General features: G+C 63.6%; 12 protein-coding genes. 9 read left to right on the top strand and 3 right to left on the bottom strand.

Annotation, left to right across the window (positions count from 1 at the left end):
- Window positions 1-249: 249 nt before the first annotated feature.
- Window positions 250-1,131, bottom strand: coding sequence for a recombinase family protein (locus tag D8Z78_RS16615; RefSeq protein WP_121633923.1), 882 nt, complete (start codon window positions 1,129-1,131; stop codon window positions 250-252).
- Window positions 1,132-1,357: 226 nt separating this feature from the next.
- On the opposite strand from D8Z78_RS16615, the gene D8Z78_RS16610 reads away from it, so the two are divergent.
- Window positions 1,358-2,425, top strand: coding sequence for a helix-turn-helix domain-containing protein (locus D8Z78_RS16610; RefSeq protein WP_121633921.1), 1,068 nt, complete (start codon window positions 1,358-1,360; stop codon window positions 2,423-2,425).
- Window positions 2,426-2,632: 207 nt separating this feature from the next.
- On the opposite strand, the gene D8Z78_RS16605 is transcribed toward D8Z78_RS16610, so the two are convergent.
- Together D8Z78_RS16605 and D8Z78_RS16600 are read right to left on the bottom strand one after the other, a co-directional pair.
- A complete protein-coding gene (locus D8Z78_RS16605) occupies window positions 2,633-3,973 on the bottom strand; it encodes an ATP-binding protein (protein ID WP_121633920.1) in 1,341 nt (446 codons plus the stop codon).
- A complete protein-coding gene (locus D8Z78_RS16600; RefSeq protein WP_121633912.1) occupies window positions 3,970-4,629 on the bottom strand; it encodes a response regulator transcription factor in 660 nt (219 codons plus the stop codon). Before D8Z78_RS16600 ends, D8Z78_RS16605 begins: the two co-directional genes overlap by 4 nt.
- A gap of 147 nt (window positions 4,630-4,776) precedes the next feature.
- On the opposite strand from D8Z78_RS16600, the gene D8Z78_RS16595 reads away from it, so the two are divergent.
- The 8 genes from D8Z78_RS16595 (at window position 4,777) to D8Z78_RS16560 (ending at window position 12,544) form a co-directional block, all read left to right on the top strand.
- On the top strand, window positions 4,777-5,058 hold the full coding sequence (locus D8Z78_RS16595) for a PepSY domain-containing protein (RefSeq protein WP_121633910.1): 282 nt from the start codon (window positions 4,777-4,779) through the stop codon (window positions 5,056-5,058).
- Window positions 5,051-5,725: a cytochrome b/b6 domain-containing protein gene (locus D8Z78_RS16590; RefSeq protein ID WP_121633908.1), complete on the top strand. Its 675-nt coding sequence runs from the start codon at window positions 5,051-5,053 to the stop codon at window positions 5,723-5,725. The genes D8Z78_RS16595 and D8Z78_RS16590 overlap by 8 nt, the downstream gene beginning before the upstream one ends.
- Window positions 5,726-5,890: 165 nt before the next feature.
- The gene (locus D8Z78_RS16585) at window positions 5,891-6,241 is read left to right on the top strand and encodes a hypothetical protein (RefSeq protein WP_121633906.1); all 351 of its coding nucleotides are present in this window, start codon (window positions 5,891-5,893) and stop codon (window positions 6,239-6,241) included.
- A 41-nt stretch (window positions 6,242-6,282) separates the two neighbouring features.
- Window positions 6,283-6,753 carry a DUF2271 domain-containing protein gene (locus tag D8Z78_RS16580; RefSeq protein WP_121633904.1) on the top strand — a complete coding sequence of 157 codons (471 nt, stop codon included), beginning with the start codon at window positions 6,283-6,285 and terminating at the stop codon, window positions 6,751-6,753.
- 11 nt (window positions 6,754-6,764) lie between these two features.
- The gene (locus D8Z78_RS16575; protein ID WP_121633902.1) at window positions 6,765-8,972 is read left to right on the top strand and encodes a PepSY domain-containing protein; all 2,208 of its coding nucleotides are present in this window, start codon (window positions 6,765-6,767) and stop codon (window positions 8,970-8,972) included.
- Complete coding sequence (locus D8Z78_RS16570; RefSeq protein ID WP_121633901.1) at window positions 8,953-9,933, top strand: FAD:protein FMN transferase; 981 nt, start codon at window positions 8,953-8,955, stop codon at window positions 9,931-9,933. The genes D8Z78_RS16575 and D8Z78_RS16570 overlap by 20 nt, the downstream gene beginning before the upstream one ends.
- A gap of 5 nt (window positions 9,934-9,938) precedes the next feature.
- Window positions 9,939-11,846 (top strand): heavy metal translocating P-type ATPase, encoded by a 1,908-nt coding sequence (locus tag D8Z78_RS16565; protein WP_121633899.1) that lies wholly within the window; start codon window positions 9,939-9,941, stop codon window positions 11,844-11,846.
- Window positions 11,843-12,544, top strand: a complete 702-nt coding sequence (locus tag D8Z78_RS16560; RefSeq protein ID WP_121633897.1) for a VIT1/CCC1 transporter family protein — start codon at window positions 11,843-11,845, stop codon at window positions 12,542-12,544. Before D8Z78_RS16565 ends, D8Z78_RS16560 begins: the two co-directional genes overlap by 4 nt.
- The last annotated feature ends 53 nt before the right edge of the window (window positions 12,545-12,597 follow it).

Genomic DNA, 12,597 nt, shown 5'->3' with positions numbered 1-12,597 from the left:
AGAATCTAGATGTAGTGCAAAAGTTATCCACAGCACCAATTTGGCCGCGCGGGGCCCGCGCTATATAACGCATTGATTCCTAACGATAAAGGCCGCGTCTGGCGAAGCCGATACCCTTCGAGATATTTTCTGCTCGCGCGAACTAACCCCAAGGCTTTGTTGGATATTTACGTGGTTTTCGTCCAGTTGAGGCGATGATTCTGTAAGATTTTGGCCGAGTGACAGGAGTAGTTTGCCGACCATCGCCGCCTACAAAAGGCCGAGACGCTCTGCCCGCTCCAGCAGCATTCTGACTGAGGAAGGCTGCCAGCTGGTGCGACCGCGAGGGGTGCGCTCACGCATGGATTCCAGTCGGTCGCAGATTGCCTGCAAGGTGATCTCGGGGTCAGCACCTTTGATTGCGGCGACAATCGCAGGCAGGCGATCGTCGGTTTCGCGACGACCGGCGCGCCCAAGCACTTCAGCCGGCAGGAATCCGTCCGCCACGTATGCCTTCACGGCGCGGAGCAGGCGGCTTTGCGTCCAGCGCCGATCATGGGGCAGGGGGCCATTGATGATCCGCAGCACGTCTTCCCAAGCCATATCGGGGCGCAGGCGGCGCACATGGGGCACCCAATCCTGCGCGGTCTCGTTGAGGCGCTCCATGTAGCCATCCTGCCGCGCCAGCCGTACCTTGCGCAGCGCTTCAGGGTCCTTGGCGCGAAGACCTGGGTTGCCGCCGACGCGGCCCTTTGAGCGTGCCGAGGCAAGTCCGGCTTTGGTACGCTCGCGGATCAGAGCGCGTTCGAACTCAGCCGCAGCGCCCAGAACCTGCAACGTGAACTTGCCCTGGGGCGAGGCAGTGTCGATCGGGTCCTGGAGCGAGCGGAAGAACGCCCCCTTGCCCTCCAGTCTTTCGATCACCTCAAGCAAGTGCGACAGAGACCGCGCAAGCCGGTCGATCCGCACGACGACCAGCGTGTCGCCCTTGTCAATCCGCTCCAGCACACGTGCAAGCACCGGCCGCGCCCGATTGCCACCTGAGGCGTGCTCTTCAAAGATCTCTGCGCAACCCGCAGATTGAAGGGCCTCGGACTGGGGCAGGGGGGTCTGATCCTCTGTGGATACGCGCGCATAGCCTATCAGGGGCATGGAAAAGAGCCGTTTGCAATTTAAGATGTCGCTAATAAACGACCGTTTGTAAACGGATGCAAGGGCGCTGTCTGTGGCCCGCCTCAACGGAAAGCCCTTGGTTTCCATAGGCTGAGGGCGATGAGAGAGCCCTCGCCGACCATCGCCCGCGCGTGCTATATAGAGTGTGAGAATGCATTCCCACAAAACCCTTGGGTAAACTGCATAATAGCAGTATTTTGCACATATGATGCCTCAAGCCCCCGCCTTTCATGATGAATCTGATGCTCTCTTCCTCGATGCTGAGGAGGTGGAACAATCGTCCGAAGACGATCTTTGGTTCCTGCCCGGTCCGATGGAAGAGGAGCCGGATTATCTGCCGGTCGGACCAAGGGCAGAGCCACGTGAAACCGCAGTCCTCGACGATTGGCGGAAGGCAGAGGCAGGCAATGCCGCGCGTCTCGCCCGTGTGGCTAGCCGGATTGGCGCGCTGGACGACCGTCTGCGCCGCGGCACGGAAGGCTGGCGGCACAGGCTCGCGCTGATGGAGGCGGCAGACCTCAGCTGGTTTGTGGGCGACCGAATTGGCCCGGATCGGCTGGCGCTCTGGATATCCATGCGCTTGTCCGGGGTACAGGACGACACCGCAGCGCTCGCGCGTGTTGGATGGGCAGTGCGGCGTCTTACAGGCGGTCCCGGCCCAGAGATGGACCTATCTGCTTTCCTCGATCGCCGTGACCCTGAAAGCTTGGGCGTTGAAGCCGAACCCTTTGCGGATCGCGCGGGCGGTTGGCTTGACCTGATGGCGCAAGCCGCCGACCTGCACCCGATCACGCACGCCTGCATGGGGTTTCACCTCTGGAACCTTGCGGGCCTCGGGCAACACGGCGACCGGATGGAAGCGGCGGTCACTGCGGCACGCATGGCTGCCAGAGAGTGCAACGGGGCGGTCTTCGCGCCGCTGGCCATAGGCGGGGCAGGGGGGCTGCGCGCCAATGGTACGCCGATTGAGCGATTGATCCAATGGCTGGACGGGATGGAGGCCGCCATCATGAAGGTCATGCGCCATCTGGACGACATCGATGCTTGGTCTACTCGTGCGGAGAACGCGATGGCACCACTGTCGGGCCGCACTCCGCCAGCCTTGCGCAATGCGCTGACCGAATGGCCACTGGTCTCGGCCCCGATGACCGAGGCTTTGACGGGTGCCAGCCGCGCCGCCGTGCAACGGAACCTGAACTGGATGGAGGAACGGGGCCTGATCCGCGAAGTGACCGGGCAGGGACGGTTCCGCATGTGGCGAGTCACGGTCTAGCAAACTGTACAGTGCTGGTTAGAACGGGTAGTTTGAAATTCCATATTTATTTGCAGTGCTTTTCCGGAGCCCCGCAGGCGATGTTGTACAAAATGTTGTTACCGCAACCGGCCTCGAAACTCTTCGGGCTCGGGACACAGGGCGTTTTGCAGACCACTTGCTTTCACACATTGGTCTCGACTTGAGTTTGATACTTGATGTTCTGGTTCAACAGTCGCGGGACAAGTTCGGCAACCTGACAGACGCTTCAAACCCCGACTCTTGCCCCGGGCGCGGAGATGTCAGAACAAGCTGGCTTCCGATGCGCGCGGCGATCGCTGCGACGATAGCCAGGCCAAGGCCGCTGCCATCTGTATCTGATCCGGCCCGTTCGAAGCGGGCTGTCAAACGATCCAGGGTCTCTGGACCTACGACCGGTCCTTCGTTTGATACGCTCAAAACTCCGTTTGCCGCCAAAGCCACGTCAACTGGGTCATTTTTCGAACCGTGCCGCAGGGCGTTCTCGACGAGGTTCCGGCAAAGGATGCCGAAGGCGTCCGGATCCAGATCCGACATCACGGGGCCATCCGGCAGAGCCAACACGATGCGGCCCGGAGCTACAGTGCGCCGGATATCTTCGATCACGATTCTAGCCACGGCGCGCAGGTCCGACGCTTGATCCAACCTGAGACGACCGCCTTCAGCCCGGGCCAATTGCATGAGCCGTTCGGACAGGCGGGTCAACCGTTTCAGCGTCGCTTCGATATCGGCTGCCCGGGCCGATGCCGCCGGGTCTTTGGTCTCGGATTGCAGGCGCTGCGCTTGCGCGATGGCCCCGGCCAGCGGGGTGCGCAGTTCGTGGGCGGCATTTGCGGCAAAGCTGCGTTCGGCGTCGAAGGCGTCTTTGAGGCGATCCAGCAGGCCGTTCAGCGTCGTCGCAATCGGCTTGATCTCGGATGGGATGTCGTCAGCGGGAACCGGCGTCAGATCCTGGGCTGTGCGCGCTTCCAGCGTGGCGCGAAATCGGCGAACGGGGCCAAGGCTGGCCTGCACCGCCAGAATGATGGCCAGCAGTGCGACCGGGATCACGATGAGCAGCGGAAGCCCGAGACCCATCTGGATTTCACGCGCCACCTGCGCACGGTGTTCCAGCGGTTCAGCCACCGTCATGCGGATGCTGCCCTGCAAGGCATCCTCGTTGTAGAGCCGGTGGGTCGCGGTCTGCTGAAAGCCTGTTCCTTCAAAGGCAGGGAAAACACTAGGATCGGCCGAATGGGATTGCAGCAGGATACGCCCCTGCGCGTCACGCACGACATAGGTAAAGAACTCGACGTGGTCTCGGATCGCTCCCAGACGCTGGGTTACGCCATCATCCTCGCGTCCGACGATATCCACAACAGCCAGTGGCAACAGGCGCTGCGCGGTTTCCTGCAGCGCGCTGTCGAACACCTCGTCCATTTCATGCCGGAGGGTCACGGCGGTCAGCGACGCTGCCGCCACCCACAAAAGTGTCAAGACCACCCCGAGCGACAGACCCAAGCGCCCCCGCAGGCTGCGTGGCATCCTCATGGCGCACCCAGCCGATAGCCCATCCCGCGCTCTGTCTCGATGATGCCCGCGCCCAGCTTCTTGCGCAGGCGGCTGACATGAACCTCGATCGTGTTGCTCTCGATCTCGGCCCCGAAGGCATAAAGCTTGTCTTCGAGCTGCGCCTTGGACAGAAGCTGACCGGGGCGGGCAAGGAAGGCTTCGAACAGTGCCCATTCGCGCGCCGTCAGAGCCACCGGTTTACCGGCGCAGTGAATGCTGCGCGCGGCAAGGTCGATATCGAGCATGCCATGGGTGATGATCGGATTGGGATTGCCGGTGTAGCGGCGCGCGACCGATCCGATGCGCGCCGAGAGCTCTGCAAGGTCGAAGGGTTTGACGAGGTAGTCGTCGGCACCGGCGTTCAGCCCCTCGATCCGGTCCGACACCTGGTCGAGCGCGGTCAGGATGATCACCGGCGTCACATCTCCCCGCATGCGCAAGGCTTTGAGAAACGGGATGCCCCGTCCATCCGGCAGCATAAGATCGAGAAGCACCAGGTCATGGGAGGCCCCCGCCATGGCGTCTTGCGCCGCGTCCAGCCGCTGCACCCAATCCACAGACTGGCCATCGCCCGCGATCTGGTCGCGTATGGCGGCACCCAGAACGGCATCATCTTCGATCAGCAGGATACGCATGGCAGGCGAGTTTCCTTTCCTTGTCGAGGTACTCCTTGTCCAATCGGGCTGACGTGAAGCTGACGGTTTTGGCAGCCGGTCTTCAGGATCCCGTCAGGTTCAGGGCTGATGGTCTGTTCAAGACGGCCTCAAGTTGGAGTTTGCACCATGAAGACGACACTGACAATTCTGACCTTTCTTGCCGTGTTTCCCGCTGGGGCGGCGCTGGCCGAAGATGATTGCTTTGTGCCCATGGCGGATTGGCAACCACGCGAAGCTGTAACGCGTTTGGCCGATGAGAACGGCTGGACTGTCCGTCGCGTCAAGATCGACGACGGTTGTTACGAGATCGACGGTCGAGATGCCAACGGGCGTCGGATCGAGGTGACTGTGCACCCGTCCACATTGGAAATTCTCGAACTCGAATTTGAGGATGATGAGGATGACTGAAACATCGCAAAAGGCTGCCCGATCGGCTGCGCAAGGATCACTTGCAAAGGTTCGTGTCTGGGACCCCTTAATCCGCGTGTTTCACTGGAGCTTGGTGGCTGCTTTCGCGGTCGCTTATCTCAGCGCCGAGGAGCTCTCCACTGTGCATGAGGTTGCAGGCTACATCGTTGCGGGTCTGGTGGCCTTCCGCCTGGTCTGGGGCCTTGTCGGCAGCCGATACGCGCGCTTTACGCAATTCCTCAAGGGCCCATCTGCGACATTTGGCTATCTGCGTGATGTGTTCGGACATCGCGAGCGCCGCTACCTTGGCCATAACCCTGCGGGCGCTGCGATGACTGTGGCGCTGTTGATCACCCTGTCGGGCACGGCGTTCACCGGATGGCTGCTCGAGGACGAGACCCGCATCGCGATGTTGCCCGATCTCCCGCAGATCGTCGCACCTGCTTTTGCCGATGAGGACGATGAGGGCCGTGAATATGGCACTCGAGGCGAAGGCGGCGAAAGTGCCGTGGCTGAAGTGCATGAGGTGCTTGCCAACTTGATGCTCCTGCTGATCGCCGTTCATGTGGGGGGCGTCGTGCTGACCTCATTCCGTCATCGCGAAAACCTGGCCCGCGCCATGGTCACTGGCGAAAAACGCGCTCCCCAACCAGGCGACATCGCCTGAATGTTCCCCCGAGCCGATCTGTCCCGACGGCCCTTTCTGGCCCCGCCACAATCGGCGGGGCCTTTTTTGTTCCTGACAGCAAGCTGAAGCACGAATCGCCGCGGCGTCAGGAAGACATCAGGCAGCATCTCCAGATTGATCCCAGCAAACGAAAGGACCCTTGCCATGAAAAAGACCCTTGCCCTTCTGATCGCCTCGACGGCCTTGACCACCGCCATAGGTTTTCCTGCCTGGAGCGCCATGCGCGCACCCGGCGACACGTTCGCCCAGACCTCCGCCGCGGTGTTGGATGACGCCCAAGCGGCGCTGCCGCTCGTGTTCGTCAGCAGTGACGACGACGATGATGAGCACGAATACCGGAATGGCTCTCGCTATGACGACGACGATGATGATGACTGCGACGACGATGACGAATGCAACGGCAGCGCCCGCAACCCGGCCCCCGCTGGCACCGTAGCCCCGCCGCAGAACGGGCTTTTCGGAAATGGCGCGCCACCGCAGGTTCAAGTGAACTGAACCCGGTTTCTCTCTCAAATCTCGTACAAGGACCCAAGCCGATGAAATCCGTTCTCGCAACGCTCGCGCTGACCACGGCGCTTACACTCCCCGGCCTCGCCATGGCGCGGCCCGTCACAATGACCACGACCCTCAACACTTACGGCGGTGATGGCGCCTATCTTGCGCTCTATGTTACCGACGCCTCGGGCGCCTATGCCGGCAGCCTGTGGATGGCTGGCGGCAAGTCGAAATACTATGAGCACCTGACCGACTGGTACCGGGCGACCGGCGGCGACACGGCCCAGGTCAACGGCATCACAGGGGCAAGTGTCGGCGCGGGCCGAACGCTTGAGATCACGCTCGACCTCGCCGACGCCCTGTTCGATGCTGGTTACACCCTGCACATCGACGCCGCAGTCGAGGATATGCGAGACAGTCCGAACGAAGTGGCCGTCCCTCTTACGACGCAAGGCGCAGGCACCCCCGTGGCCGGTCGCCGCTATGTCGCCAACTTCGCCTACGATATGTGAGGGATAGAACCATGATCCGCGCTCTTCATCGCTGGCCGGGTCTTCTGGCTCTGGCTCTTGTCTCGGTGCTCGCGCTCAGCGGCGCGGCACTGTCGGTCTTCCCCGCTGTTGAGCGCCTTTCCGCGCCGCAGTCCGAGGCGGGGCTGATGGTGGCCGTTCTCGCGGACCGCATCCAGATGGTCTATCCGGGTGTCGAGCAGATCCGCCGGTCGCCCTCGGGCCGCATCACGGCATACTGGTTCGATCAGGGCACGCCGGGTGCTGCCGTGATCGATCCGGCGACCGGCGCGGGCGTGGCGTCGGCCGACCCGAACCAGGTCGAACGATGGCTCACGAACCTTCATCGCTCGCTGTTCCTTGGGGACGGCGGGCGCATCGCTATGGCCGCCGCAGCCGCGGCGATGCTGGTCCTATCGCTCTCCGGCGCGGCGCTGGTCGCGCGCCGGGCGGGCGGCTGGCGGCACTGGTTCGCGCATCTGCGAGGTCCGCTCGCGGGCCGGCTGCATGTAGAGGTCGCCCGGATCGCGGTGATCGGCCTTCTGCTCTCGTCCACCACGGCCCTATGGATGACGGCCTCCACCTTCGATCTGCTTCCTGACAGCGCCGCAGCGTCGGCCATGCCGACCGAGGTGAGCGGAGAGACGGGCTTTGTCCTCGACCAGATGGCCACACTGATGCAAACACCCGTCGCCGAGCTGCGCGAGCTGAGCTTTCCCTATCCAGGCGACGCCACGGATGTCTTCACGCTCAAGACAGATCGGGGCACCGGGTATCTCGATCAGGGCACCGGGGGTCTGCTGAGCTGGTCTGACCTGACCGGGTGGGAGCGTGTGTCAGAAACGATATACATGCTGCACACGGGCCAGGGTGCGGCGACACTCGGGTTGGTGTTGGGGCTGATGGCGCTCGGCGTGCCGATGATGGGGGTAACCGGCGTCCTGATCTGGCTGGCCGCGCGGCGCGGACGGCCACGCATCCGCGGCAACCAGCCCGCAGCGCGCGCCGAGACGATCCTGCTCGTCGGCAGCGAAGGTGGCAGCACCTGGGGCTTCGCCGCGACCCTCCACGCCACTCTGACCAAGACCGGGCAAAGCGTCCATGTCGGCCCGATGTCGGGCTTTGCGCCGGAGCGCTACGACCGTGCCAAGCGGATCATCGTGCTCGCAGCGACCTATGGCGACGGGGCTGCGCCCGCATCGGCGAGGAGTTTCCTCGACCGGCTAAACGCTGCCGATCCTCCGCCTCACATTCCCATAGCCGTGCTCGGCTTCGGCGACCGCAGTTTTCCGGCATTTTGCGCCTTCGCCAAGGCCGTCGCGGCAGCGGCGCAGGCGAAGGGCTGGCCCGAACTCATGCCGCTCGACACGATTGACCGCCAGTCGCCACAGGATTTCGCCCGCTGGGGCCGTGTACTCGGCGAGGCGCTTGGCAATTCTCTGGAATTGTCGCACCAGCCTGTCCTGCCGAAAACCGAGAAGCTGACCCTCGTCTCGCGCAGGGACTACGGCGCCGACGTGCAGGCACCGACGGCGATCCTGCGGTTCGCTCTGCCGCGCGCCACGCTCTGGCAGCGGTTGATCGGGAGCGGGTTCGCGCGGTTTACGGCCGGGGACCTGATCGGCGTCCTGCCCGAGGGCAGTTCCGTGCCGCGGCTCTACTCGCTCGCCTCGAGCCGCCGCGACGGCTTTGTCGAGATCGTAGTCAAGAAACATCCTGGCGGCCTCTGTTCGGGCCAGCTCACGGCGCTGGAGCCGGGCGACATGGTGACTACGTTTCTTCGGCGCAATCCCGGCTTCCAACCTGGCAAAGGCCAGGCGCCGCTGATCCTGATCGGCGCTGGAACCGGCGTCGGGCCGCTGGCTGGGTTCGTGCGCGGAAATGCAGGGCGGCGGCCCATCCACCTGTTCTTTGGGATACGTCACACGGACAGCGATTTTCTCTATGGCGAGGAGATGCCCACCTGGCTGGATCAGGGTCGCCTTGCCCGTCTTGTCACGGCTATCTCGCGCGGGGCGCGACCGCACTATGTCCAGGATGCCCTTAGAAACGATGCCACCGAAGTCTCCAGACTTATCCGCGACGGTGCCCGCGTCATGGTCTGTGGCGGGCGGGACATGGCGGCGGGCGTTGCTGACGCGCTGGCTGAGATACTCTCCCCTTCTGGGCTCACACCAGCAGTTTTGAAAGCGGAGGGACGGTATGTTGAAGATGTCTACTGAGAGCGCACGCCATGCGCTGAACGGGCCAACTATGGGCACGCGTTGGTCGGCACTGTTCTTTTCGAAGCCATGCTTTGACCCGGCGCCTGTCCACGCCGCGCTGCAGGCGGCCGTCGATGACGTGGATGCACAGATGTCCACCTGGAGGCCCGACAGCGACCTGATGAGGCTCAATGCTGTGCCAGCCGGGGAATTGGTTTCGGTGCCTGAGCGACTTAAGCAAGTCCTGCGCCTCGGCCTCGAGATTGGGCGCGCCTCGGCCGGGGCCTTTGACATCGGCATGGGAGACGCGGTGACGGCCTGGGGGTTCGGGCCGGAGGCCGCCGCGCCTGATGGCATCCGTGCCGCTATGAACGCCCCGCGCCGTCCGACGCATGAGGTGCTGGAGATCCGTGGCGAGCAAGTGCGCAAATCCGCGCCCATCGCGCTCGATCTCAATGGCATCGCCAAGGGCTATGGCGTGGATCGGCTGACCGAGACGCTGCGCGCCCACGGGATCAGAGACGCCCTTGTCGGGATTGACGGAGAAATGCGTGCGCTCGGCCTCCGACCGGACGGAAAGGCGTGGACCATTGCAGTCGAAGCGCCGGACCCGGAGCGCCGGACGCCGTATTCGATCCTAGCGCTGCAAGACGCCGCCGTGGCGACCTCCGGCGACTACCGCCACTGGGTCGAGGTGCAAGGACGACGCCTTGCGCACACGATGGACCCCAAGCGCGGCGCACCGCTGATCACCTCGCCCGCCTCGGTCACCGTGGTGGCCCGCACCTGTGCCGAAGCCGATGCCTGGGCGACCGCGTTCATGGTGCTCGGATCTGACAGAGGCGCCGAACTCGCAAGAAAACGCGGGCTCGACGCTCTGTTCCTTGTGCGCGATGATGAAGGGAAGGCAAGAGGCGTGGGAGTCGGACGACTTTTTTCCGAAGAGCCAGCGGCAATCGCCTCAGCCGGGGGAAGATAAGCCGCATGGAACACAGCAATACCGACCGCCTTAAGACAGCTATTCTGCTGTTGGCAGTATCAGGACTCGTCGTAGGTCTTGCGCTCTGGCTCGCTGGACGGGGCGATATGGCAGATCTCGTCTGGTTTGCCGGTGTCACACCCGCGCTCGCCGCGCTCGTCGTCGAGATCCTGCGCAGCATCGGGCGTGGCGAGGTCGGGCTCGACATCGTCGCGGCGCTCTCCATGACGGCTGCTCTGGTTTTCGGCGAGACCCTCGCGGCGGCGGTCGTTGCGGTCATGTATTCTGGCGGCACCTACCTCGAAAGCTTCGCCGAAGGCCGCGCTCGGCGCGAGATGCACGACCTCCTGTCCCGCGTCCCCCGGACGGCAACCCGGCACCGCAACGGCGGGCTGGAGGAGGTGCCCCTCGACGAGATCACACCCGGTGACCGTCTTCTGGTCCGGCAGGGCGACGTGGTGCCGGTAGACGGCACGGTGGCATCCGATACGGCCTTTGTGGACACCTCGGCACTAACCGGCGAATCTCTGCCTGTTCGGTTGGCGCACGGAGCCGACGCCATGAGCGGCTCCACCAACGCGGGCGAGGCCTTTGAACTCACCGCAACGCGCGAGGCGCAACACAGCACCTATGCCGGCATCGTCCGGCTGGTCGAGGAGGCGCAGCGCTCGAAGGCGCCGATGTCTCGCCTGGCGGATCGCTGGTCGCTGGGCTTCCTCTTTGTCACCGTCACAATCGCCTTCGCGGCCTGGTGGTTCTCCGGCGATCCGATCCGGGCCGTTGCCGTCCTTGTGGTGGCGACACCTTGTCCCTTGATTCTGGCTGTTCCCGTCGCGCTCGTCGCTGGCTTGTCGCGCGCGGCGCACTTCGGCGTGCTGATCAAGGGCGCGGGACCGCTGGAGGCAATGGCGCGCATCCGCACGCTGATCCTCGACAAGACCGGCACCCTGACGGACGGTCGCCCGCAGATCGTCTCGATAGACAGCCACGACGGCATGACAGAGGACGACATACTGCGTTTCTCTGCGGCACTCGATCAGGCGTCGAAACACCCTGTTGCGCAAGCCATTGTCGCCGCCGCGAAGGCGCGGGGCCTCGCATTGCCCATACCTTCAGAGGTGGCGGAAATTCCCGGCGAAGGGGTCGTCGGGTATGTAGAAGGCAAGAAAGTCATCGTTGGTGGCGACGACTTCGTTGCGAAGCGGGTCGGGCGTATGGAAGGCGACCATGCTTCCCTTGCGGAGGGTTCGGTTCTCGTGGCCGTTGCGGTAGAAGGCCACATGGCGGGGCATCTCGTTATGGCCGATCCCCTGCGCGATGGCACCGCTGCCATGCTGGCTGGGCTTCGTCGGCAGGGGATCGAGCGCATTCTGCTGGCAACGGGCGACCGGGCCGCGGTGGCCGAGCGTGTGACCGAGGGGCTCGGTCTCGACGGTCTGCGCGCTGGCCTGACGCCTGATCAGAAGGTTCTCCTCGTTCTCACCGAGCGAAAGAATGGACCCGTCATGATGGTGGGCGACGGCGTGAACGACGCACCCGCGCTGGCCGCGGCCGATGTGGGTGTGGCCATGGGCGCGCGCGGGGCGGCCGCCTCGGCAGAGGCAGCCGACGTGGTGTTGCTGGTCGACCGGGTCGACCGGCTCGGGCCGGGTATCGAGATCGCGCGCCGTTCGCGGCACATCGCTGTCGAAAGCGTCGTGGCCGGGATCGGATTGTCAGTCGCGGGAATGATCGCGGCGGGCTATGGATATTTGTCGCCTGTGCAGGGAGCCCTGCTTCAGGAAGTGATCGACGTGGCTGTGATCCTGAACGCGCTGCGCGCGCTGCGCATCAAACCCGAAGAGCCAAATGCTCCGGATGCGGCGACCGACGCTGGGTCTGGGACCATTAAATTGAAGGAGAACATCTTGTGAGCCGTCTTTCCCACTCCGAAACCCATATGGTCCACCGGATCGGCTGGCTGCGGGCGGCCGTTCTCGGCGCCAACGACGGTCTCGTTTCCACCGCCAGCCTTGTTGTCGGGGTTGCGGCCGCAGGATCAGGGCGCCCCGAGATTCTGATTGCCGGTCTTGCTGGTCTGGTCGCTGGGGCGATGTCGATGGCGGCAGGAGAATATGTATCAGTCAGTTCCCAGACCGACGCGGAACAGGCCGACATAGCGCGCGAAACCAAAGAGTTGAAAGAGACGCCTGAAGCCGAACTGAATGAACTGACGAATATCTATGTCCAGCGAGGTCTGGACGAAGAACTGGCGCGGCAAGTTGCAGTCCAACTGACCGAGAAGGACGCCCTTGGTACACATTCTCGCGACGAGCTCGGGATATCGGACACCGTGACTGCACATCCAGTGCAGGCAGCCCTAGTTTCTGCGGCGACGTTCGCCGTTGGCGCTGTGATTCCTCTGATCATCGCATCGCTTGCACCGACTGCGCAGATTGCAATCATCGTCGCGCTCACGACCCTAGTCGCGCTTGCCGTGCTCGGCGGTCTGGGCGCGTCAGCTGGTGGCGCTGGAATCGTCAAGGGCGCCATCCGCGTAACGTTTTGGGGCGCGCTTGCAATGGCGGCGACCGCAGCGGTGGGGATGGTTTTCGGTGTTACCGCAGCTTAAAGATAGGCGTGTGTCGCGTTGCCCTTAATTGAGGATGACCCCTTAATTGGGTT

It is taken from the genome of Tropicibacter alexandrii (genome assembly GCF_003667315.2).
In the GTDB taxonomy this organism is placed as follows: domain Bacteria; phylum Pseudomonadota; class Alphaproteobacteria; order Rhodobacterales; family Rhodobacteraceae; genus Tropicibacter; species Tropicibacter alexandrii.
The sequence above is the reverse complement of the archived record's forward strand: the minus strand, read 5'-3'. Positions and strand labels throughout refer to the sequence as shown.